16 protein-coding genes are annotated in these 22,655 nt (G+C 68.3%); 3 read left to right on the top strand and 13 right to left on the bottom strand.

Annotated elements, in window-relative coordinates; genetic code table 11:
* Positions 1–10 precede the first annotated feature (10 nt).
* The 6 genes from trxB to ACZ60T_RS20230 form a co-directional block, all read right to left on the bottom strand.
* On the bottom strand, positions 11–982 hold the full coding sequence (gene trxB / locus ACZ60T_RS20255; RefSeq protein WP_365628805.1) for a thioredoxin-disulfide reductase: 972 nt from the start codon (positions 980–982) through the stop codon (positions 11–13).
* A 136-nt stretch (positions 983–1,118) separates the two neighbouring features.
* Positions 1,119–2,057 carry an anti-sigma factor family protein gene (locus ACZ60T_RS20250; RefSeq protein WP_469667122.1) on the bottom strand — a complete coding sequence of 313 codons (939 nt, stop codon included), beginning with the start codon at positions 2,055–2,057 and terminating at the stop codon, positions 1,119–1,121.
* Complete coding sequence (gene sigM / locus ACZ60T_RS20245; protein WP_469667121.1) at positions 2,054–2,767, bottom strand: RNA polymerase sigma factor SigM; 714 nt, start codon at positions 2,765–2,767, stop codon at positions 2,054–2,056. Before sigM ends, ACZ60T_RS20250 begins: the two co-directional genes overlap by 4 nt.
* Positions 2,768–2,792: 25 nt before the next feature.
* Entirely contained in the window at positions 2,793–4,490 is a 1,698-nt protein-coding gene (locus ACZ60T_RS20240) for a protein kinase family protein (RefSeq protein WP_469667119.1), read from the bottom strand.
* Between the two features lie 118 nt (positions 4,491–4,608).
* On the bottom strand, positions 4,609–6,882 hold the full coding sequence (gene murJ / locus ACZ60T_RS20235) for a murein biosynthesis integral membrane protein MurJ (protein ID WP_469667118.1): 2,274 nt from the start codon (positions 6,880–6,882) through the stop codon (positions 4,609–4,611).
* Positions 6,883–6,927: 45 nt separating this feature from the next.
* The gene (locus ACZ60T_RS20230) at positions 6,928–9,351 is read right to left on the bottom strand and encodes a DUF6049 family protein (protein ID WP_469667117.1); all 2,424 of its coding nucleotides are present in this window, start codon (positions 9,349–9,351) and stop codon (positions 6,928–6,930) included.
* Positions 9,352–9,627: 276 nt separating this feature from the next.
* Here ACZ60T_RS20230 and ACZ60T_RS20225 point away from each other — a divergent pair, with 276 nt between their 5' ends.
* Positions 9,628–11,097: a CCA tRNA nucleotidyltransferase gene (locus ACZ60T_RS20225; RefSeq protein ID WP_365628824.1), complete on the top strand. Its 1,470-nt coding sequence runs from the start codon at positions 9,628–9,630 to the stop codon at positions 11,095–11,097.
* A gap of 105 nt (positions 11,098–11,202) precedes the next feature.
* Here ACZ60T_RS20225 and ACZ60T_RS20220 read toward each other — a convergent pair whose 3' ends face one another.
* The 4 genes from ACZ60T_RS20220 to ACZ60T_RS20205 form a co-directional block, all read right to left on the bottom strand.
* Complete coding sequence (locus tag ACZ60T_RS20220; RefSeq protein WP_469667116.1) at positions 11,203–11,697, bottom strand: LppU/SCO3897 family protein; 495 nt, start codon at positions 11,695–11,697, stop codon at positions 11,203–11,205.
* 117 nt (positions 11,698–11,814) lie between these two features.
* Positions 11,815–13,077: an MFS transporter gene (locus ACZ60T_RS20215; RefSeq protein WP_469667115.1), complete on the bottom strand. Its 1,263-nt coding sequence runs from the start codon at positions 13,075–13,077 to the stop codon at positions 11,815–11,817.
* Between the two features lie 76 nt (positions 13,078–13,153).
* Positions 13,154–14,236: an inositol-3-phosphate synthase gene (locus ACZ60T_RS20210; RefSeq protein WP_365628833.1), complete on the bottom strand. Its 1,083-nt coding sequence runs from the start codon at positions 14,234–14,236 to the stop codon at positions 13,154–13,156.
* Positions 14,237–14,280: 44 nt separating this feature from the next.
* Positions 14,281–14,961 carry a PadR family transcriptional regulator gene (locus ACZ60T_RS20205; protein WP_365628837.1) on the bottom strand — a complete coding sequence of 227 codons (681 nt, stop codon included), beginning with the start codon at positions 14,959–14,961 and terminating at the stop codon, positions 14,281–14,283.
* 374 nt (positions 14,962–15,335) lie between these two features.
* On the opposite strand from ACZ60T_RS20205, the gene ACZ60T_RS20200 reads away from it, so the two are divergent.
* Positions 15,336–18,020: a transglycosylase domain-containing protein gene (locus ACZ60T_RS20200; protein WP_469667113.1), complete on the top strand. Its 2,685-nt coding sequence runs from the start codon at positions 15,336–15,338 to the stop codon at positions 18,018–18,020.
* Between the two features lie 129 nt (positions 18,021–18,149).
* Entirely contained in the window at positions 18,150–19,655 is a 1,506-nt protein-coding gene (locus ACZ60T_RS20195; RefSeq protein WP_469667112.1) for a glycosyltransferase family 87 protein, read from the top strand.
* Positions 19,656–19,746: 91 nt separating this feature from the next.
* Here ACZ60T_RS20195 and ACZ60T_RS20190 read toward each other — a convergent pair whose 3' ends face one another.
* The 3 genes from ACZ60T_RS20190 to ACZ60T_RS20180 all read right to left on the bottom strand — a co-directional run bounded on the left by ACZ60T_RS20190 (position 19,747) and on the right by ACZ60T_RS20180 (position 22,504).
* Positions 19,747–20,778, bottom strand: coding sequence for an alanine racemase (locus ACZ60T_RS20190; RefSeq protein ID WP_469667111.1), 1,032 nt, complete (start codon positions 20,776–20,778; stop codon positions 19,747–19,749).
* A gap of 128 nt (positions 20,779–20,906) precedes the next feature.
* Positions 20,907–22,025 carry a peptidoglycan bridge formation glycyltransferase FemX gene (femX, locus tag ACZ60T_RS20185; RefSeq protein ID WP_252425344.1) on the bottom strand — a complete coding sequence of 373 codons (1,119 nt, stop codon included), beginning with the start codon at positions 22,023–22,025 and terminating at the stop codon, positions 20,907–20,909.
* Positions 22,026–22,186: 161 nt separating this feature from the next.
* Positions 22,187–22,504: a hypothetical protein gene (locus tag ACZ60T_RS20180; protein ID WP_469667110.1), complete on the bottom strand. Its 318-nt coding sequence runs from the start codon at positions 22,502–22,504 to the stop codon at positions 22,187–22,189.
* Between the last annotated feature and the right edge of the window lie 151 nt (positions 22,505–22,655).

Here is a 22,655-nt window from a genome sequence, read left to right as displayed (position 1 = left end):
AAGAGGGGGGTCAGACGGTGGTCTTCTCGGGCTCGGCCTGCTGGTCGCTGTCGGCGAGAGCGGCGAGGAAGCGCTCGGCGTCGAGAGCGGCGGAGCAGCCGGTACCGGCAGCGGTGATCGCCTGGCGATAGGTGTGGTCCACCACGTCGCCAGCGCCGAAGACGCCGGTGAGGTTGGTACGCGTGGAGGGGGCGTCCACCTTGAGGTAGCCCTCCTCGTCGAGATTGAGCTGACCCTTGAAGAGTTCGGTCCGCGGGTCGTGACCGATGGCGATGAACAGGCCGGTCACCGGCAGCTCGCTGAGCTCCCCGGTCTTCAGGTTCCGCAGCGTGAGACCCTCCAGCTTCGGGTCACCCTTGATCTCCGCGACCTCGCTGTCCCAGATGAACTTGATCTTCGGGTCGGCGAAGGCGCGCTCCTGCATCGCCTTGGAGGCACGCAGGCTGTCGCGGCGGTGGACGATCGTCACGGACTTGGCGAAGCGGGAGAGGAAGGTCGCTTCCTCCATCGCGGTGTCGCCACCGCCGATCACGGCGATGTCCTGGTCCTTGAAGAAGAAGCCGTCACACGTGGCGCACCACGAGACGCCGCGTCCGGAGAGCGCGTCCTCGTTCGGCAGGCCCAGCTTGCGGTGCTGGGAGCCGGTGGTGACGATGACGGCCTTCGCCCGGTGGACCGTACCGGCGGTGTCCGTGACGGTCTTGATCTCACCGGTGAGGTCCACGGAGACGACATCGTCCGGAACCAGCTCGGCACCGAAGCGCTCGGCCTGCGCGCGCATGTTGTCCATGAGCTCGGGGCCCATGATGCCGTCCTGGAAGCCGGGGAAGTTCTCCACCTCGGTGGTGTTCATCAGCGCGCCACCCGCGGTGACAGCGCCCTCGAACACCAGCGGCTTCAGCGACGCGCGCGCGGTGTAGAGCGCCGCCGTGTAGCCGGCGGGCCCGGAGCCGATGATGATCACGTTACGAACGTCGCTCACGGCCTGATTCCTCGTCTCTGGAGACTGCTGCTACTGCCGGTGGGAGCCTGTATCAGTACTCTCACCCCACCCAACGGATCCTAAGGGGCACGCATTCCCGGTGTGGCGGGGCACACGAGCGCAGCGGAGGGATGCCTCAGGAGCGGGTGTACGAGTGGGTCAGCAGCACCCGGCCCGGCGATGCCGAGCCCTGCTTCACACATGCCGCGTCGACGAGGTAGGCCGTGACCTTCGAGGTGTCGGAGGCGTCGGGCGTGACCACGAGATAGACAACCGTCCCCTGATACACACCCTTGTCGGCGGCGATCACGGTCTCGTTGCTCCGGATCCCCTGCTCTATGCAACTGGGCACGGGGACGATGGCGCCCTGGGACATCGTGTTCTGCCGCCCGGTCGCGGCCCCCGTCGGGTCGGGATCGGACTCGATACCCCAGGGCTTGGCGCTCCCGGAACGCTTCTCGCTCGGCCTGCTCGCGGCGAGCAGGCCGGCCACCTGACTCTTCAGAGTGCCCTCGGAGTAGGTGTGCGCCGCGTCGGTGTGCTGCCGTGTGGCCGTCGACGAGGCAGCGGTATTCGTGTCGTCGCTCAGCGTCCGCACCAGGAGCGTGCCCAAGCCCAGGGCAGCGGCGGTGAAGACGGCTCCCAGGGCGACCACCCTGCGAGCGCCCCGCCGGGTGCGCTTCGTACGACCCGGCCCGGTGGCCGCACGGGCATGACCCGAGGGGCGATCGGACGGAGAAGAGGGCGATGTTTCACGTGAAACAGGGGCGACGGCAGGATCCTGGGAGGCAACGGTCGCGGTGTCGGAGGAAGGCGCGATCGCATCCGGGAGGGGCTCCGCGGCGAGAGCGGCGTCGATGCGCAGCGCTACGTCGTCAGGCATCCGTGGTGGGTCCGCGAGCGTGCTCATCAGGCCACGGATCTCTGCCAGGGAGTCGTAGACGTCGGCACAGGGGACGCAGTCGCCCAGATGCCGTCGTACGTCAGCGTCGCGGGAAGGCGGAAGGATGCCTTCGCTGAGGTCGGAGAGTTCCTCGACCTCCGGGTGCTCGGCCATGTCGGTCGTGGATGTCACGCTCGCTCACCTCCGCCCTTCGCAGCCGCTGAATCGCTCGCTCCCGCGTCACGTGGTCCCGCCGGGGGTGGGACGGATGCCCCGTGCACCCGGTTCCGTCCGCCGTCCGACGCCCCGGCTTCCTCGCCGCCGTCCGCTGTCCGCAGATGCGTGAGCAGCGGCAGCAGCCTGGCTCTGCCCCGAGCGCAACGGCTCTTCACCGTTCCGGTCGGTACGTCGAGGATGCAGGCGGCTTCCGCCACCGGGTAGCCCTGCATGTCCACGAGGACAAGGGCGGCCCGCTGGTCGGGGGGAAGGGTGCCCAGGGCCTTGAGTAACTCGCGGTGCAGATCATTGCGCTCGGCCGGTGCGGACGCCGATTCGTGCGGCTCCATGAGCTGCTCCAGCCGTTCCGCGTCGTCGACCGGCGAGGTCCTTCTGGACGCGGCCTTGCGGGCGCGGTCCAGGCAGGCGTTCACCGTGATCCGGTGGAGCCAGGTGGTGACGGCCGACCGTCCGCGAAAGGTGTGGGCGGCCCGGTAGGCGGAGACGAGGGCGTCCTGGACGGCGTCGGCGGCTTCCTCGCGGTCCCCCAGCGTCCGCAGCGCCACCGCCCAGAGCCGGTCGCGATGCCGTCGCACGAGCTCACCGAAGGCATCAGGGTCGCCTTCGACATGGCGGGCGAGCAGATCGGGGTCGCTCACGTCGACGTATCCGGTGCCGTCCGCCATCGGCCCCCTCCCCTTCGGTGAGACGTCAGCCCAAGAACTTCACGTCGGTGATGGCCTGCTTGTAACCGGGGTCGGAGTAACTGCTCGGGTCCTGACCGGAGTACGGCACCGCGGTGAGCCATACGAGGACGTGCTGAGTCTTCACCGGCTTGGTCAGCTTCACCGTGGCGGTGGTTCCGCTCGTCGTGACGCTGCCGATCTTCTTCGACGACGTCGGTGATTCGGCGGCGTACAGGTCGACCGTCGTGTGATCGCCTCCGTACCGGAGTCCGATGGTCGCCGAATCCAGCTCCTGCGCCGATCCGAGGTCGTAGACGATCCCGACGCCTGGCTTGTACGGCGCGAGGGTCGGACCGTCCAGGAAGGTGTTGGTCTTCCAGTACGTCGAGGCGTTGCCGTCGTACGTCTTCCCGACGTCATTGGGGTGCTGGGCCTCGCCCTTCGCGACGTACTCCTGCGCGCCGTGGATCTTCAGCGGGGCGGCCTTCTTCTTCTCGTCCCCCGACTTGCCGTCGTCGTCCTGCGTCTGCGTCTGGTTCGTGTCGGACTTCTTGCCCTGCTCCATGAGCGCTTCGGCGAGCTGCCAGCTACCGAGGCCCAGCGCGGCGATGAGCAGCGCCGAGACGGCCCACTTGAGGGCCTTGCCGGTGCGGCTCTGCAGTGGCGGCGGCGGGGTCGGCACCGGCTGTGTGGCGCCGAGCGGGGGCGCGGGGCGGCCGTAGGTGCCCTGCTGGTACGTCGTGCGCTGGTACTCGGGCGGCGCGGTGAACGTGGGCTCCGGCGGGCGGACGCGGGGCATCTCACCGATCGCCTTCACGAGTTCCTCGGGCGTGGTGCACGGGGACTCATGGCGGGAGGCGGTGGCGCCGTCGTTGGCGAGAGCGCGCATGGCCAGTTCCGACAGGCCGCGGTGGATGCCCGCGCGCACCTGGTCGGGCGCGATGAGGCCCACGCCCTTGGGCAGCCCGGACAGGCCGTAGGCGTCGTCCTCGTACGGCCAGCGCTGGGTGAGAGCGGCGTACAGAAGCGCGCCGATGGCTTCCGTGTCGGTGCGCTGCGGGGTGTCGGAGCTGATGCCGCGCAGCGCGGCGTTCACGGCGAGGCCGCGGATGCGCCACTGACCGGTGGAGGCGCGCAGGACGGTACCCGGGTTCAGGCGCAGATGGGAGAGGCCCTCGCGGTGGGCGGCGGCCATCGCCTGGGAGACCTGGGTGACCATCTGGTAGGCGTCGTGGGCCTCCAGGGGCCCGGCAGCGAGCAGCGCGGTCAGCTCGGTGGCGTCGGGCAGCCACTCGTGGACGACATAGACGAGGTCGTCCTCCTCGACGGCGTCCAGGACCTGTACGAAGCGAGGGTCCCCGAGCAGCGCGGAGGCACGGGCCGCGGCCAGCACGGAACGGGCCCGCGCATGGCTCGCGGGCAGGATGTGCACCCCGACGGCGCGGCGGAGCTTCTCGTCCACCGCGCGCCAACTGCTGAATCCGTCCAGACGGGTGACGCACTCCTCGAGGCGGTAGCGCCTGGCGAGCTTGTGGCCGCTGTGCAATTCGGGCGATGAGGCCTCCCCGGGCCGCTCGGGCCCGCCGTTCCCGCGCGCCTCGTCGGTGTCCGTGTCCCGTTCCTGGGCCACCCCGTCGGACGTGGACTGGTCCGCCTTGGCGGTCAGCGACTCATCGCCGCTGGTGTCTGCCACGTCGACGGCAGCCGTGCTCCGTTCCGCCACCGTCGTTCCTGCCTCCCCATCCGTTGCGCGCTCTCCGACGCAGAAACCAATTGTGCCCACAGTCCGTCGGTATGCACGACACACAGCGGCGGACGATGGTTGTGCGCCTACCCCCGCCTCAGCGCCCCAGACGCCCGCGGACCATGCCGACCATCGAGTTGAGTTCCTCGATGCGCATCTTCCGTGCGGCGACGTAGAAGATCCCGAGGAGAAGAACTCCACCGCCGACCAGGGCGGCGAGCGAGCCGCCGACGCCCTGGCCCAGTGTGTGCCCGATTCCGTAGCAGGCCGCGCCGCTCAGCAGCGCGGCCGGTACCGAGGCGATGCACAGCCGCGCGTACGTCCGCAGGACGCGGGAGCCGTCGAGGTCGCCGCCGATCCGCTTGCGCAGGCGGCTCCAGGCGACACCCACGCCGGTGGCGTAGGCGAGACCGTAGGCGGCGGCCATGCCGATCACGGCCCAGCGGGCCGGGAGCAGGAAGTAGCACAGAGCCGAGGCGCCCGCGTTGACCGCGGCCACGATGACCGTGTTGTAGAAGGGCGTCCGGGTGTCTTCGTAGGCGTAGAAGGCGCGCAGGACGACGTACTGCACGGAGTAGGGGATCAGGCCGAGGCCGAAGGCCATCAGCATGTATCCCATGTTGGTGGCCTCGCTGGTGCCTGAGGAGCCGAACATCAGCGTGCACATCGGAACACCGAGCGAGACGAAGCCGAAGGCGACCGGCACGATGGCGACCGCCGTGGTGCGCAGGCCCTGGGAGACGTCGTCACGGATCGCGCCGTGGTCGTTCTCGGCGGCCGAGCGGGAGAGGCGGGGCAGCAGGGCGGCCATCAGCGAGACGGTGATGATGGCCTGCGGCAGGCCCCAGATCAACTGGGCGTTGGCGTAGGCGGCGTAGCCGGTGCCGTCGACGGGCGACTGCTTGCCCGCCGAGGTGGACAGCTGACTGACCACGATCAGGCCGGCCTGGTTGGCGAGGACGAAGAGAAGCGTCCACTTGGCGAGGGCCGCGGCCTTCCCGAGTCCGTGTCCCCGCCAGTCGAAGCGCAGGCGCAGCCGGAATCCGCTCTCGCGCAGGTAGGGGAACATCGCGAGGGCCTGGACGACCAGACCCAGCAGGATGCCGACGCCGAGGAGTTGCTGGCCTTCGGCCGGAATGGTCGACACCTTCATGCCGGAGTCGGCGGCGGTGCCGTACACCCAGATGAACATGCCGAGCGTCACGATGATGACGATGTTGTTCAGGACCGGCGTCCACATCATCGCGCCGAACCTGCCGCGCGCGTTGAGGATCTGTCCCATCACCACATGGATGCCCATGAAGAAGATCGAAGGCACGAAGTAGCGGACGAAGGTGACACCGACCTCGTTGGCCGCCGGATCGGCGGCCACGGACGGGGACATCAGACGCACCAGCAGCGGTGCCGCGAGGACCGCGAGAGCGGTGAGGGCGCCCAGCGCCACCATGACCAGGGTCAGCAGCCGGTTGGCGTACGCCTCTCCGCCGTCCTCGTCCTCCTTCATGGCCCGCACGAGCTGTGGGACGAAGACGGAGTTGAGGCCGCCGCCGACGGTCAGGACATAGATCATCGTCGGCAGTGTGTAGGCGACCTGGAACGTGTCGCCGAGCAGGCCGACCCCGAGTGCGGCGACGACCATCGCGGAACGGACGAAGCCCGTGAGGCGGGAGACCAACGTGCCCGCCGCCATCACCGCGCTGGACTTCAGCAGGCCCGAAGCCCGCCCGCCCTTCTTCGCCTCCGCGGGCGCGGGAGCGGCTGCCGGTGCGGCTTCCGCCGCTGACGGAGGCATGGGGGTGTACGGCGCGGCCGACGCGGGTGCGGGAGCGTAGGCGGGGCCGGGGTAAGGCCCTGGTGCGGGGCCCGAGCCGGGTGCGGACGGCGGCTGCATGGCGTAGGGCTGCCCACCGCTCTGCTGCTGGTCCCGGAAGAGATGAGCGAAGGCGTCCGGTTCGGGGCTCTCCTCACCGGCCTGGGCGGCCGGGCCGTCGACGCCCCCGAACTGCGTCGTACGGGGAGCCTCCCCGTACGGCAGATGCTGCGCGGGACCGGCAGACGTCGGCGGCTGGGTCCATACGCGCGGGTCGTGGGCGTACTGCGGCGTCGGCTGTCCGTGCGACGGCTGCTGCGGCTGGTACGCGCCCGCAGGCGGCGGAGGGGGCGCGGCGTGGTCGTAGAGCGCCTCGGTCACCGGATCCTGCGCGGACAGGTCCTGCGCCCGGTAGGGGTCCTGGGCGTAGGCGTCCTGGACATACGCGTCTGCCGGAGGCGGCCACGGCACCTGACCGGAGCCGTGCGGCGGCGGACCCTCGGGGTAGCCCGAGCTGCCCGCGGCGCCCTGCCCGCGGTCACCGTCGTACGGCGCGTTCATGGTTACCCCACCTCATCGTCCCTGGCCCACCGGCCACGACATCGCTCAACGCTCCACCTTCTCACCCGTGCCGGACGGGTCGGAGCTTCCCGGAGCGGTGTCCGGGGCCGGGTCACCCTGGTGCTCCGGGTCGTCCTCCCCGGCCCGCGCGGCCGATTCCTTCTCGGGTGCCGCCGTGGATCCTGAGGTGTCGTCAGTGTCCACCGCACTGTCCGCGGCCTCGCTCGGCGCCCCGTCCTCCGTCGCGGAGTCCGGGCTCTTGGACTTCTCCTCGGCCTGCCGTGCGGCGATGCGCTTGCGCTGGGTGTACATGCGGAATCCGGCGAGCACCAGCAACAGGACACCGCCGGCGATGACGAGCATCACCGTCGGCGTGATCTCGGTGACGTTCACATCGAAGGTGACGGCGGGACCGTAGGCCTGGCCGTCCTCCGTGTAGAGCTGGGCTACCACGGCGGCCCGGCCGTTGGCGTTGGCCGCCGTGGGGAACTTCACCGACTGGCTGTGCCCGCCCGAGATGGTGATGGGCTGCTCCAGATACGGCCCGTCACCGATCTTCAGCCGGGTCGGCTGCTTCGAGGTGAGCCGCAGGACCAGGTGGTCGACCCCCTGCATGAGGTTGTTCTGCACCGTCACGGGGATCGTGGCACTGCGGCCCGAGAGCTTGGTCTCCGACTTCTCGATCAGCCGGACCCGGTCGGCCAGTACATCGAGGTAGGACTCCACACCTTGGCGGAAGGTGGACGCCTCGGTGGCGTGCCCCCGCCAGGACGTGGACATGGCGCGGTCTATGGCCCGCCCGAAGGGGGTGACGACCCGCGCGGGGTCGGTGAGGATCACCTTGAAGTTGTCGAGCTTGCCCTGCGTGTCCTCGATCTGCTGGAACGCGGACTGCGGCAACTGCGCCTTGCGGAGCGAGGAGGGGTAACCGGACGCGGGCACCTTCGTCGTGGCATTCGGGTCCGGCCTGGCGTCGACGGCCGCGGACAGCTCGTCCGGCTGCGACCAGCCGCTGCTCTGGAGCGCGGTGAGCGCATCGGCCATCGACCGGGCCTGTCCGGCGGACGGCATCCGCTGCGGCGCGACCACGATGCTGCGCTGCTTCTGCGGTTCCTCCAGGCTGATCATCAGGCTCTGGGCCAGGAACTTCTGCACGGCGAGCGTGGAGTCACCGGCCGCGTCCATGTCGCCCTGGAACGCGGTCGAGAGCCGGGCGTCCGCGACCACCGCGGTGGTGCCGCCGCCGATGGGGCGCGCCGCGGTGGGCGTGTAGAACAGGCCGCCCGTCTCCTTGAGGCTGTCGCTGCGGGCGATCACCTTGTCGGCACCCGCGGACGTGGCGACCTTGATGATCGAGGGGTCGACCGCGCCGTCCACGGGCCAGGCGAAGTCCGTGTCCGGTTTCACATGGAGGATGGTCTCCACGGTGCTCGCGGCGACGTTCGTGGCGTCCTTGAGGTGGCTGAGGGAGCCCGTGACGTTCTTGCCGTTGTGGGCGAGCGAGGCCAGGTCGGGGTCGGCGAAGGGGAGGGCGACGACCTCCTTGTGCTGGACCGTCTTCTCGAGGTCGGCGAGCCACTGCTTGGCGACGGCCTGGTGCTTGCCCGCCGTGACGGAGTCGCCCTCTCCCTTGATGCTGTAGCTGTCCGTCATCGCGTCGACGGAGGCGAGCAGATCGGGGTCGACGACCCAGGTGACGTCGAGGTCCTTGCCCAGCGACAGAAGCTGGGAGAGACGGCCGCCGGGAGCGATCTCCTTGGCGAGGTCGTCGTTCTGGAAGACGGGCGTCTGCTCTTGGTTGGGAAGGGTCTCCGAAGCCAGGTGGACCGAGGAGATCAGCGGCCAGAGGTAGGTCGTCTTCGTCTTGGCGCCGGCGTCGCCGGACTGCCAGGGCAGGAACGTCCGCTGGATACCGAGCACCTGCTCGTAGGGCTGCGCGGCCGTCTGGCCGGAGAGCGAGACGCCCAGTTCGTAGACCCCGGCGGAGCCCAGGTCCAGCTCCTTGACGGGCACCGAGATGCTGAAGTCCTGCTTGGCGCCCGGGGCGAGCCGGGCGAGGTCGGTGACGTACTTGCCGCCGACCTCGGGGCCGTCGACACCCGCCAGGTATCCGGTGCGCCGGGTGGCGTCGTCGATGGACGTGCGACTGGTCAGGCGCTGGCCCATGCGCAGCCCCACATGGGCGTCCGTGACCGCCTGCTTGCTCTTGTTGGTGACCGTTCCCGAGACGGTGAGGCTGTCGCCTTCGGTCGGCAGGCTGGGGCTGAGCGAGTTGAGAGAGACAGCGACCGTACGAGAACCGCCGACTTCCGTCACCGCGCTCTGCTCGGCGGCATGGGCCACCGCACCGGTGGGTAGCTGTACGAGACCGGCCAGCAGGGGCGCGCCCGCGAGCAATGCTCCGGTGCGCCGCAGCCACCGGCGGGCAGGTGAGGGACTCATCCCCTGGAAGTCTGCCGCCTCGGCCACGCGCTCGCCCGTCCCTCGTCTTCAGTGGTCGTCGGAATGTGCGTCCCCGCATCGTAACGATGTGCGCGCAGGCGCAGTGCCGTGGTCCGCCCCACAAGATCGAAACGAAGCCCCCGGCCGCCCTTTATTTCCCGTAACAAGCCGTATCAAGCATTTCCGGCACCGAGCCGTATCAAGAGAACCACGGATACGGCATGCACAGGGACGCGTACAGAACGCTTCCACAGGGTTAATGCAGGCGCCCGTGCCCGTCGGGGCCACGTACCCTTTTCTGTTGTGCCGAACGCCAATGAAGACAATCCCAGTGCCCTGAGTCAGGTGCAGCACCGCGCGGTGACGGAACTGCTGCGGGTCTCCCCTGTCGCCGACGACCTCGCCCGCCGTTTCCAGAGCGCGGGCTTCTCGCTCGCCCTGGTCGGTGGCTCGGTGCGGGACGCTCTCCTCGGCCGGCTCGGCAATGACCTGGACTTCACGACCGATGCCCGTCCCGAGGACGTCCTGAAGATCATGCGGCCGTGGGCGGACGCCATCTGGGAGGTCGGGATCGCCTTCGGGACCGTCGGTGCCCAGAAGGACGCTCGCGTCGGCGACGCCGTTCAGCGCTTCCAGATCGAGGTGACGACCTACCGGTCGGAGGCGTACGACCGCACGTCGCGCAAGCCCGAGGTGTCGTACGGCGACTCCATCGAGGAGGACCTGGTCCGCCGTGACTTCACGGTCAACGCGATGGCGGTCGCGCTGCCCGAGAAGGAGTTCATCGACCCGCACGGCGGGCTCGGCGACCTCGCGGCCCGGGTGCTGCGTACCCCGGGCACCCCCGAGGAGTCGTTCTCGGACGACCCGCTGCGGATGATGCGCGCCGCGCGTTTCGCGGCTCAGTTGGACTTCGAGGTCGCTCCCGAGGTCGTGACGGCCATGAAGGAGATGAACGGCCGTCTGGAGATCGTGTCCGCCGAGCGGGTGCGGGACGAGCTGAACAAGCTGATCCTTTCCGCGCACCCCCGCAAGGGGCTGACGCTGCTGGTCGAGACCGGACTCGCGGACCATGTCCTGCCGGAGCTGCCCTCGCTGCGACTCGAGCGCGATGAGCACCATCGGCACAAGGACGTCTACGACCACACGCTGATCGTGCTGGAGCAGGCGATGGCGCTGGAGGAGAGCGGCCCCGACCTGGCTCTGCGGCTGTCCGCGCTGCTGCACGACATCGGTAAGCCGAGGACGCGGCGCTTCGAGAAGGACGGCCGGGTCTCCTTCCACCATCACGAGGTGGTGGGCGCCAAGATGACCAAGAAGCGTATGACGGCGCTGAAGTACCCCAATGACCTGGTGAAGGATGTCTCGCGCCTGGTCGAGCTGCATCTGCGCTTCCACGGTTATGGCACGGGTGAGTGGACGGACTCCGCGGTACGCCGTTATGTCCGTGACGCGGGCCCGCTTCTCGAACGCCTCCACAAGCTGACCCGCTCCGACTGCACGACTCGCAACAAGCGCAAGGCGGCGGCGCTCTCCCGTGCGTACGACGGCCTGGAGAACCGCATCGCCCATCTGAAGGACCAGGAGGAACTGGACGCGATCCGCCCCGACCTGGACGGCAACGAGATCATGGAGATTCTCGATGTTCGCCCCGGTCCGGTCGTCGGCCAGGCCTACAAGTTCCTGCTGGAACTCCGCTTGGAGCATGGCCCGATGGGGCGCGACGCGGCAGTGGCGGCGCTCAAGGAGTGGTGGACCGAGCAGGGGGCCTGAGGCAGAAGCCGCGGCCACGTTTCACGTGAAACATGACCGCGGGAGCACTGAAGGGGCGTTGTTTCACGTGAAACAACGCCCCTTCGGCACATACAGACCAGCGTGTTACTTGTTCGTCTTCAGGCAGAGCACCACGTCGTGGCCGCCGCCGGACTGGAAGTAAGCGAACTCCGCGTCTTCGACAGGCTTGCACTTCTCCTGGTCATCGGTGCCGTCGAACTTCTCGACCACCTTGTACTCGGCGTCGCTGGACGAGCAGTCGACTTCATCAAGGTTGATTTTGTTACCCGTGCCCGTCTTGTGCATGCAGGCGCCCACCGACGTGGTCTCCGCGTCGTTGCGGTTCAGGAACCAGCCCGCGCCGAACTTCAGGCCGAGGACGAGGACGGCGACGATGACCGTGCCAATGATGCGCATGGCCTTCTTGCTGACGCGCTTGCCCGGACCGGCCTGCGGCGGCATCGGCGCGGGCGCACCCTGGTTCGGGAACGGTGCGTACGGACCCTGCGGCGGAACCCCCGGCTGGCCGGGCTGCTGCCCCATGGGCGGGGTGGGCTGCTGGGCGTAGGGATTCTGGCCCTGGGGCGGCGGAGTGGTCACTTTTGGGGGTCCCCCTCGGATACGGGTGCGCGTGACGCAAATTGAGACGCCCGTAAGGTATCGGCTCGTACTGACAACCCAGAAGCCCCGTGAGGCTCCGTTTCCTTGATGTGACACTTACTGGTGTTCGAACCGGGACATAGCCGTAGCAACTGCCGCGTAGATAACGGCGACTGTGACCACCAGCGTGGCTGAGCGGCCGTCAGGCGGCAGCATCAGGGCCGCGACCCCGGCCGCGCCCACGAAGGCGACGTTGAAGAGGACGTCGTAGACCGAGAAGATCCGGCCACGGAAGCCGTCGTCCACGGTGGACTGGACGATCGTGTCCGTGGAGATCTTCGCGCCCTGGGTGACCAGCCCCAGCACGAACGCCGCGACCAGCATCGGGGCGGTGGCGAACGGCAGGCCGAGCGCAGGCTCCAGGACCGCCGCGACCGCGGCGCACAGCGCGATCCAACGGCCGGGACCGAGCCGCTTCGCCATCCACGGAGTCACCACGGCCGCGGCGAAGAACCCGGCACCGGAGATTCCCAGGGCCAACCCCAGCAGGGCGAGTCCCTCCTCCGGGGTCGAGGACAGGGCGTACCGGCACAGCATCAGCACCAGGACCAGGAGCGCGCCGTAGCAGAACCGCATCAGCGTCATCGCCGTGAGCGCCCAGACGGCCTCCCGCCGCGCGGGCTCCGCGAGATGCCGTATGGCCGCCACCAGGTCGCGTGTGGTGCCGACCAGGGCCGTTCTCAGCCGCAGGGGTGGCGATCCCCGGTCGGGCCCCAGCAGATCGGGTGCCAGGCTCAGCGCGGTGAGGGCCGCTCCCAGATACAGGGCCGCGCTCAGCAGCACCACCGGCGCGTCGGAGCCCGTGGCCACCAGGCGCACGGCGAAGGCGAGGCCACCGCCCACGCTCGCGGCGAGCGTACCGGCTGTCGGAGAGAGCGAGTTGGCCATCACCAGGCGCTCGGCGTCGACGACCCGGGGCAGCGCCGCGGACAGACCCGCGAGGACGAAGCGGTTGACCGCGGTGACGCACAGCGCGGCGGCGTAGAAGAGCCAGTCCGGGACCTGGCTCACCATCAGGACGGCCGTCGCACAGGCCAGCAGGACGCGCAGCAGATTGCCGTAGAGGAAGACCTGGCGGCGGCGCCAGTGGTCCAGCAGGACGCCCGCGAAGGGGCCGACGAGGGAGTACGGCAGGAGCAGGACGGCCATCGCGGAGGCGATGGCCACGGCCGAGGTCTCCTTCTCCGGTGAGAAGACGACGTACGCGGCGAGTGCGATCTGGTAGACGCCGTCGGCCCCCTGGGAGAGCAGCCGCAGCGCGAGCAGGCGTCTGAAGCCCTGGAAGCGCAGGAGAACGCGCAGATCACGCACGACGGACATGGCGCACAGCCTCACATACGCGTGGGGTCCCCGGGCACACGGCCCGGGGACCCGTCAGAACCAGGGATCGACGGTCCTAGCGCGCGACCTCGCCGCGGATGAACTTCTCGACGTTCTCCCGGGCCTCGTCGTCGAAGTACTGGACCGGCGGGGACTTCATGAAGTACGACGACGCCGACAGGATCGGGCCGCCGATGCCGCGGTCCTTGGCGATCTTCGCGGCGCGCAGGGCGTCGATGATGACACCCGCCGAGTTCGGGGAGTCCCAGACCTCGAGCTTGTACTCCAGGTTCAGCGGGACGTCACCGAAGGCGCGGCCCTCGAGGCGGACGTAGGCCCACTTTCGGTCGTCCAGCCAGGCCACGTAGTCGGACGGGCCGATGTGGACGTTCTTCTCGCCGAGGTCCCGGTCGGGGATCTGGGAGGTGACGGCCTGCGTCTTGGAGATCTTCTTGGACTCCAGGCGCTCGCGCTCGAGCATGTTCTTGAAGTCCATGTTGCCGCCGACGTTCAACTGCATCGTGCGGTCCAGGATGACACCCCGGTCCTCGAACAGCTTCGCCATGACGCGGTGCGTGATGGTGGCGCCGACCTGGGACTTGATGTCGTCACCGACGATCGGAACGCCCGCCTCGGTGAACTTGTCGGCCCACTCCTTGGTGCCGGCGATGAAGACCGGAAGGGCGTTGACGAAGGCGACCTTGGCGTCGATGGCGCACTGCGCGTAGAACTTCGCCGCGTCCTCGGAACCGACGGGCAGGTAGCAGACGAGGACGTCGACCTGCCTGTCCTTCAGGATCTGGACGACATCGACCGGGGCCTCGGCGGACTCCTCGATGGTCTCGCGGTAGTACTTGCCGAGACCGTCGAGGGTGTGACCGCGCTGGACCGTCACGCCGGTGGACGGGACGTCGCAGATCTTGATGGTGTTGTTCTCCGACGCGCCGATGGCATCGGCCAGGTCGAGGCCGACCTTCTTGGCGTCCACGTCGAAGGCGGCGACGAAGTCGACGTCACGGACGTGGTAGTCGCCGAACTGGACGTGCATCAGGCCCGGGACCTTGGACGCCGGGTCGGCGTCCTTGTAGTACTCGACTCCCTGCACCAGCGATGCGGCGCAGTTGCCCACGCCGACGATGGCTACGCGAACCGAACCCATTCCGGTTGCTCCCTGTGTGTGCGAGGTGAAGCCCCGACTGGACCTCACGCGGTGGTGTCGTCGGACGGATCCGGCCGGGTGCTGTCCCGGTGCCGGGGCAGGCCGCCCGTCTCTCCAGATGTGCTGTTCCGAGTGGAGCCGTCGCCGGCGGAACCCCTGAGGTCCCGTCCGGCCCGCTCGCTCTCGATGAGCTCGTTCAGCCAGCGCACTTCGCGCTCCACGGACTCCATCCCGTGGCGCTGGAGCTCGAGGGTGTAGTCGTCCAGGCGCTCCCGGGTGCGTGCCAAGGAGACACGCATCTTCTCCAGGCGCTCCTCCAGCCGGCTGCGGCGGCCCTCCAGCACGCGCATGCGCACATCGCGGGACGTCTGGCCGAAGAAGGCGAAGCGAGCGGCGAAGTGCTCGTCCTCGTACGCGTCGGGACCTGTCTGTGAGAGCAGTTCCTCGAAGCGTTCCTTACCTTCGGCCGTCAACCGGTAGACGATTTTGGCGCGGCGCCCCGCTCGGGTGGCGGCGAGGGCCTCCTCGGAGGTACTGCCCGATCCCTCGGTCAACCAGCCGTTGGCGACCAGCGTCTTGAGGCACGGGTAGAGCGTTCCGTAGCTGAACGCGCGGAAGACACCCAGTGATGTGTTGAGTCGTTTGCGCAGCTCGTAGCCGTGCATCGGGGACTCGCGGAGCAGGCCGAGGACGGCGAACTCGAGGATGCCGGAACGCCGGCTCATGAGCGCCTCCTTCCTGCGACTGTCTCGTCCACACGGTCATTATGCCGAGCTGATGTATCGACTCGATACATCAAGACGATAGAACGCGCCCTCTGCGGCGACAAGAGGGTCCATGGTGAACGGGGTCACATCGCTGATTCGTAGGAAGCAAGTTGCCCTTTTTAAGACGAAGTTCGGGACTAGGCAGTCTTTGACGGTGCGTAGTCTGTGCGCCATGCACACCACCGGGAACCGAGTGGCGCCTGGGGACGTCCTCGTCCCTGGTGCAGTACGGGTGAGAGCTGACGCGACGCCATCCGTACGTCGGGGGGACCGGAAACCAGCCGCCGTTTCCAGGCGCGCGAGGATGCGCCTGCCCGAGGAGTAGTCGTTCGATGAGCGAGCACCGTCGCAAACCGCCGCAGCCGCAGGGAGGCGGACGTGCCGCGGCCCGACGCGGTCAGTCGGCGTCCTCCGGCCGCCGTGCGGCACCGCGAGGCGCCACTGGATCACCTTCCGACTCCCATGGAGGGGGAGGTGAGGACCGTCCGTACACAGGCCGTGCCGAGGCCCGGCGGGCGGCACAGAAGAATGGAGGCGGCCGTCGCAGAGCGGCCGAGGCCGCGGGACGCGGTCGCGGGCCGGGCAGAGGGCGGGGTGCTCCTCCCGGCAAGAAGCGCTTCATCGACTACCCGCGTGCCGGCAAGGATGGAGTCGGACGCTGGCTTCCTTCCTGGAAGTTGGTGACAGGGCTGTTCGTCGGCTTCATAGGAAGCCTCGTGGCCGTCGCGGGCATCGGGTACGCCATGGTGAGCGTCCCGGACATCAACAAGACGGCGACCGCGCAGAACAACGTCTTCTACTGGTCCGACGGCAGCCAGATGGTCTCCACCGGTGGTGAGATCAACCGGCAGAACGTCAACATCTCCCAGATCCCCAAGGCGATGCGATACGCCGTCATCTCGCAGGAGAACAAGACCTTCGAGACCGACAGCGGCATCGACCCCAAGGGCATCGCGCGCGCCTTCTTCAACATGGCCAAGGGCGGTCAGACGCAGGGTGGATCCACGATCACCCAGCAGTACGTCAAGAACGCGATGCTGAACGACCAGTCACAGACGATCTCGCGGAAGTTCAAGGAGATCTTCGTCGCGATCAAGGTGGGTGCCAAGGTCCCCAAGGACAAGATCATGGCCGGCTATCTGAACTCCGCGTACTACGGCCGCGGTGCCTACGGCATCCAGGCAGCCGCGCACGCGTACTTCGGCAAGGAAGCCGACGAGCTCAACGAAGGCGAGTGCGCCTTCCTGGCGGCGATGCTCAAGGGCGCCGTGTACTTCGACCCGGCGGGCGCGACCTCCGTCGATCCCGCCGCCACCGCACAGGACAACCAGCGGCGGGCCCTGCGGCAGATGCAGGACACCCTCGACAAGATGGTCGAGTACGGCCATCTGGACGCCCAGACGCGGCAGAAGTACACCACCCTGCCCAAGACCGAGAACCCGCGGTCGAACGGCCGGCTGAGTGGCCAGGTCGGCTACCTCGTCGACCTGGCCAAGGCGTATCTGATCCGCAACACGAAGATCACCGACATAGATCTGCAGCGGGGCGGCTACTCGATCTACACGACCTTCGACAAGAAGAAGGTCAACGCGCTCGAGGCCGCGGTCAAGAAGGTCCAGAAGGCCAACATCAAGCCCAAGGAACGCCCGGACAAGGACACACATGTCCAGTTCGGCGCGGCCTCGGTGGACACGCAGACAGGTGCCATCAAGGCCATCTACGGCGGCGAGGACGCCACCAAGCACTTCACCAACAACGCCGACCAGACCAATGTCCAGGTGGGATCGACGTTCAAGCCGTTCGTGCTGGCGGCGGCGATGAAGTGGGGCGTCCGCAACCCCGACCTCGGGGCGGAGCAGACGTTGGACCAGCGCACGATCGTCTCTCCCAAGAGCCTGTTCAGCGGTCAGAACAAGTTCAAGGTCAAGGAGTACAACGGGGCGATCTGGAGGAACGAGAAGGGCGAGGAGTGGTCGCAGACCAATGACGGTAATGAGTCGTACGGCACTCCGCCGGACTATCAGATCGACATCCGCGAGGCGATGAGGCAGTCCGTGAACTCCGCCTTCGTCCAGCTGGCCATGGATGTCGGTCTGGACAAGGTCAAGGAGGCGGCACTCGAGGCAGGTCTGAAGGAGGGGCAGCTCACCGGTACCAGCTACCCCTCGTTCGCGATCGGTACCTCCGACCCCAGCGCGATCCGCATGGCCGGCGCGTACGCCACCTTCGCGACCAGCGGCAAGCAGAACGAGCCGTACTCCGTCGAGAAGGTCACCAGCAAGGACGGGACGGTCTTCACCCACGAGGCCAAGCCCAAGCAGGCCTTCACCTCGCTGGTCGCCGACAACGTCACGGACGTCCTGAAGACCGTGGTGGAGAAGGGTACGGGTAGCAACGCCCAACTGCCCGGCCGCGAGGTGGCGGGCAAGACCGGTACCACTGACGGGAACAAGTCCGCCTGGTTCGTCGGCTACACCCCGCAGCTCTCCACCGCGGTCAGCATGTTCCGGATGGACGACAAGGCGAAGGCCGATTCGCGCAAGTTCCTGAAGATGTTCGGAACGGGTGGCCAGGCGAAGATCCACGGTGCCTCGTTCCCGTCCGAGATCTGGCACGACTACATGGCCGAGGCGATGCGGAACATGCCGGTGAAGGCGTTCCCGACGCCGCAGCCCATCGGTGAGGTCGTCAACGCCCGGCCCACCCCGACGCCGACTCCCACGCCCACCCCGACCGAGGAGACGAGCCCGACACCGACTCCGACGGAGAGCGAGTCGCCCACGAATTCGCCGTCGCCGACTGATTCCTGTGGCTACTTCGACTGGAAGTGCGGCAACGACAACGGTGGACCCGGTGGAAACAACGGACCGGGCGGGAACGGGCCCGGTGGACCTGGCGGCGGCCCCGGCGGAACAGGTGAGGAGACACCACCCTTGCCGACCGATACGGCCGACCAGGGAAATCCCCGGGGTAAGGGCAATGGCCCTGGAGGGATCTTCGCAGGCTCGAACGGATAGCCGTCATTGAGCGTGTTTCACGTGAAACAGGGCGTTTCACGTGAAACACCGATCGTCGAGGGGCCGTCGTACCGACCGGGTACGGCGGCCCTCGGCGTTTCCCCGGGCGGATGCGGCAGGATGACTCTCATGCCCAGTGCAGAGACGACACGAGCGAGCGTGCCCGAGCCGGATCACGTGCGGCCGACCAGGGAGGACGAGGTTGCCGCAGCCGGCAGTGAGCTGATCGGCGGTCCCGTCGGGCGGCGCGCATTGCTCGGGACCTCCTGGTGGACCCCCGTGCGGATCGTGGCGCTCGTCGCGATCGGCATGTTCGCCCTGGGGATGGTCCAGAAGCTGCCCTGCTACGACAGCGGCTGGTTCTTCGGCGCCGGTGCGCAGTACACGCACGCGTGCTACTCGGACATCCCGCACCTCTATCAGGGGCGCGGTTTCGCCGACGGGCTCGTGCCCTACTTCGACAAGCTCCCCGGCGACATGGACTACCTCGAGTACCCGGTGCTCACCGGCGTGTTCATGGAGGTCGCCTCCTGGCCGGTCCTGGGCGGCGGCGCCCTCCAGGACCGTGAGCAGGTGTACTGGATGGTCAATGCCGGGATGCTCATGGTGTGCGCCGCGGTCATGGCGGTGTGCACCGCGCGTACGCACCGTCGGCGCCCCTGGGACGGCCTCCTGGTCGCCCTCGCGCCCGCCTTCGCGCTGACGGCCACCATCAACTGGGACCTGCTCGCTGTGGCCCTGCTGGCCGCCGCGATGCTGATGTGGTCGCGCGGCCGGGCCCTCGCCTTCGGCATCCTGGTCGGGCTTGCCACGGCCGCCAAGTTCTATCCGTTCCTGGTCCTCGGACCGCTTCTCGTCCTGTGCTGGCGGGCGGGTAAATGGCGGGAGTACGGGGTGGCCCTGCTGGGTGCCGTGGGCGCGTGGCTCGTCGTCAACCTGCCGGTGATGTTCCTCGCCCCCGAGGGCTGGGCGAAGTTCTACAGCTTCAGCAGGGAGCGCGGCGTCGACTTCGGCTCGGTGTTCCTGTTCATCTCGCGCTGGTTCGACATCGAGATCACGGCGGACGCGGCCAACGCCTCCGCGATGATCATGATGGTGGCCGCCTGCGTCGCCATCGCCGGGCTCACCCTGACGGCGCCGCGGCGCCCGCGCTTCGCACAGTTGGCGTTCCTGATCGTCGCGGTGTTCATCCTCACCAACAAGGTCTACTCACCGCAGTACGTCCTGTGGCTCGTGCCGCTGGCCGCGCTCGCCCGGCCCCGCTGGCGGGACTTCCTGATCTGGCAGGCCTGCGAGGTGGCGTATTTCCTGGGGATCTGGATGTACCTCGCGTACACGACCAGCGGAGAGGCCCACAAGGGCCTGCCGACGGACGGATACCAGGTGGCCATCGCCGTCCATCTGCTGGGCACGCTCTACCTCTGCGCCGTCGTCGTACGCGACATCCTCCTGCCGGAACGGGACATGGTGCGCCGGGCCGGTGACGACGATCCGTCCGGCGGGGTGCTCGACGGAGCCCCGGACGCCTTCGTCCTGGGCTCCGCCGACCAGCGTCGGCACATGGCGCGGGCCGACGGGCCGCAGGTGGACTGGGGCAGCCGGGACGCGGGGGCCGCAAAGAGCCGTTCGCTCTGAGCGAACGACGTCGAAGGGCGTCAGACGAAAGGCCGTACACAGATGCTGTGTACGGCCTTCGTGCGTCTCCGCGGGTGTCTCCGCGCCGGGCTCAGCAGTCGACGAGGCGGTCGAACTGTGTGGTGGTGTGGCGCAGATGGGCCACCAGTTCGTCGCCCACCTGCGGCTCGGTGGCGTCCGCCGGGACGAAGAGGATCGAGACCTGCATGTGCGGGGGCTCGGCGAACCAGCGCTGTTTGCCCGCCCAGACGAACGGCGAGAGGTTCCGGTTCACCGTCGCGAGGCCGGCCCGCGCGACGCCCTTGGCACGCGGCATCACGCCGTGGAGGGCCTTGGGAGCCTCCAGGCCCACGCCGTGCGACGTTCCGCCCGCCACGACTACCAGGAACCCGTCGGACGCCACCTTCTGCTGCCGGTAGCCGAAGCGGTCGCCCTTGGCGACGCGCGTGACGTCCAGGACGGCCCCGCGGTACTCGGTGGCCTCGTGGTCACCCAGCCACAGCCGGGTGCCGATGCGCGCGCGGAAGTGGGTCTGCGGGAACTGCTGCTGAAGCCGGGCCAGTTCGTCGGCCTTGAGGTGGCTGACGAACATCGTGTGCAGCGGCAGCCGGTTCGCCCGCAACCGGTCCATCCAGCCGATGACCTCCTCGACGGCGTCGGAGCCGTCGGTGCGGTCCAGCGGCAGGTGGATGGCGAAGCCTTCGAGGCGGATGTTCTCTATGGCGGCGTGCAGGTGCGGCAGGTCCTGCTCGCTGACACCGTGCCGCTTCATCGAGGACATCACCTCGATGACCACACGGGCGCCCACGAGGCCGTAGACGCCGTCGATGGACGACACCGAGCGGATGACGCGGTCGGGCAGCGGCACGGGCTCCTCGCCCCGGCGGAACGGCGTCAGGACCAGCAGGTCACCGCTGAACCAGTCCTTGATGCGGGCTGCCTCGTACGTCGTGCCCACGGCGAGAATGTCCGTGCCCAGACGGGTGGCCTCCTCCGCCAGCCGTTCATGGCCGAAGCCGTAGCCGTTGCCCTTGCAGACCGGGACGAGTCCCGGGAACTGCTCCTGCACGTGCTTGTGGTGTGCCCGCCAGCGCGCGGTGTCGACGTAGAGCGTGAGCGCCATGGCCGGTCCCGGAACCTTTCTAGTGGCTGCCGTGTATCAGAGGTCTGAGAGGGAATTGTGACGGATCCGTCGGACCGACGGGTGGTGCCGGGCTGTCGGAACGGCCGGGCACGGGTGATCCGGTCGGGTCAGCGGCGGGACATGTAGATGTCGAGCGCCTTGTGGAGCAGCTTGTTGAGCGGGAAGTCCCACTCGCCGAGGTACTCGGCGGCCTGACCGCCCGTACCCACCTTGAACTGGATCAGGCCGAAGAGGTGGTCGTTCTCGTCCAGCGAGTCGGAGATGCCGCGCAGGTCGTAGACGGTGGCGCCGAGCGCGTAGGCGTCACGCAGCATCCGCCACTGCATGGCGTTCGAAGGCCGCACCTCACGGCCGATGTTGTCGGACGCGCCGTAGGAGTACCAGACGTGTCCGCCGACGACCAGCATGGTCGCCGCCGACAGGTTCACCCCGTTGTGCCGGGCGAAGTAGAGGCGCATGCGGTTGGGGTCCTCGGTGTTGAGGGCCGTCCACATGCGCTGGAAGTACGACAGCGGGCGGGGGCGGAACTGGTCGCGCACCGCTGTGATCTCGTACAGCCGCTGCCATTCCTCGAGGTCGTGGTAGCCGCCCTGGACCACCTCGACACCGGCCTTCTCGGCCTTCTTGATGTTGCGGCGCCACAACTGGTTGAAGTTCTTGTGGACTTCTTCCAGGGAGCGGTTGGCGAGCGGCACCTGGTAGACGTAGCGCGGCTGGACGTCGCCGAAGCCGGCGCCGCCGTCCTCGCCCTGCTGCCAGCCCATGCGGCGCAGCTTGTCGGCCACCTCGAAGGCGCGCGGCTCGATGAAGTCCGCCTCGATGTCGCGCAGACGCTTCACGTCCGGGTTCTGGATGCCCTGCTTGATGGAGGGGGCCTCCCAGCGCCGGATGATCACCGGCGGTCCCATCTTCACGGAGAAGGCGCCCTGCTGCTTGAGGTGCGTGAGCATCGGCTGGAGCCAGTCGTCGAGGTTCGGCGCGAACCAGTTGATGACCGGACCCTCGGGGAGGTACGCGAGATAGCGCTTGATCTTGGGCAACTGGCGGTAGAGCACCAGTCCGACGCCCACCAGGGCGCCGTTCTTGTCGAACCAGCCGAGGCTCTCCGAGCGCCACTCCGCCTTGACGTCTGCCCAGGCCGGAACCTGCATGTGGCTCGCCGCCGGCAGGCTCTGGATGTATGCCAGATGCTGCTCGCGGCTGATCGTCCTCAGGGTCAGGCTCATTCGGGGCGCTCCTCGGGCTGGTGTGTCCCCATGGGTTCAGGGGCTCCGGCTCTCGCGCCGAAGCCTACTGCGCCCTGCGAGCGCCCCGTCTGGCCGTATGGGACCTGTGGGCCCGTCAGGTCGTTCAACAGACCCTTCGGGCCCGCCCGGTCGACGTCGTGTCAGCTGCCGATGAGCCCTCCGAAGAGGCCGCCGTGGGCCATGCCGAGGAAGAATCCGATGGCGGAGGCTCCCAGCCCCAGGATCAGGCCGAAGCGCTCACGGGTCGTGACCGAGACGAGCTGTCCGTACGCGCCGGTGAAGATCCCCACCAGGCCGGCCCAGGAGCTGATCAGATGCAGGTGGTGGAACATCGCCGTGACGAAGGCCGTGATCCCCAGCACCAGAGTCACCGCGAGCAGCGTGGTCTGGAGGGGGTGGGCCTTGCCGTCCGTGGCGAAGAGGGAACCGGTGGTGTTGGGTCGGAATACCTGTGCCATGGGGCACCTCCTGCGGAAGGCGGCGCATCGTAGCGCCGTACACACCCGATGTGTACAGATTGACGGGCCTCACGGGCGGATTTCAACCGGAAGCTCGTGTGCGGGTACTCTGTACCGTCTGCACCGGTGTCTGCCCAGGCTGAGCCGGGGA

The sequence above is a fragment of the Streptomyces sp. NPDC104371 genome, assembly GCF_055583785.1.
The sequence above is the reverse complement of the archived record's forward strand: the minus strand, read 5'-3'. Positions and strand labels throughout refer to the sequence as shown.

Excerpts from the sequence above, each read along its gene's own strand:
- sigM (WP_469667121.1), bottom strand. The coding sequence starts at position 2,767 with ATGGCGGACGGCACCGGATACGTCGACGTGAGCGACCCCGATCTGCTC.
- murJ (WP_469667118.1), bottom strand. The coding sequence starts at position 6,882 with ATGAACGCGCCGTACGACGGTGACCGCGGGCAGGGCGCCGCGGGCAGC.
- ACZ60T_RS20215 (WP_469667115.1), bottom strand. The coding sequence starts at position 13,077 with ATGTCCGTCGTGCGTGATCTGCGCGTTCTCCTGCGCTTCCAGGGCTTC.
- ACZ60T_RS20210 (WP_365628833.1), bottom strand. The coding sequence starts at position 14,236 with ATGGGTTCGGTTCGCGTAGCCATCGTCGGCGTGGGCAACTGCGCCGCA.
- ACZ60T_RS20205 (WP_365628837.1), bottom strand. The coding sequence starts at position 14,961 with ATGAGCCGGCGTTCCGGCATCCTCGAGTTCGCCGTCCTCGGCCTGCTC.
- ACZ60T_RS20200 (WP_469667113.1), top strand. The coding sequence starts at position 15,336 with ATGAGCGAGCACCGTCGCAAACCGCCGCAGCCGCAGGGAGGCGGACGT.
- ACZ60T_RS20195 (WP_469667112.1), top strand. The coding sequence starts at position 18,150 with ATGCCCAGTGCAGAGACGACACGAGCGAGCGTGCCCGAGCCGGATCAC.
- ACZ60T_RS20190 (WP_469667111.1), bottom strand. The coding sequence starts at position 20,778 with ATGGCGCTCACGCTCTACGTCGACACCGCGCGCTGGCGGGCACACCAC.
- femX (WP_252425344.1), bottom strand. The coding sequence starts at position 22,025 with ATGAGCCTGACCCTGAGGACGATCAGCCGCGAGCAGCATCTGGCATAC.
- ACZ60T_RS20180 (WP_469667110.1), bottom strand. The coding sequence starts at position 22,504 with ATGGCACAGGTATTCCGACCCAACACCACCGGTTCCCTCTTCGCCACG.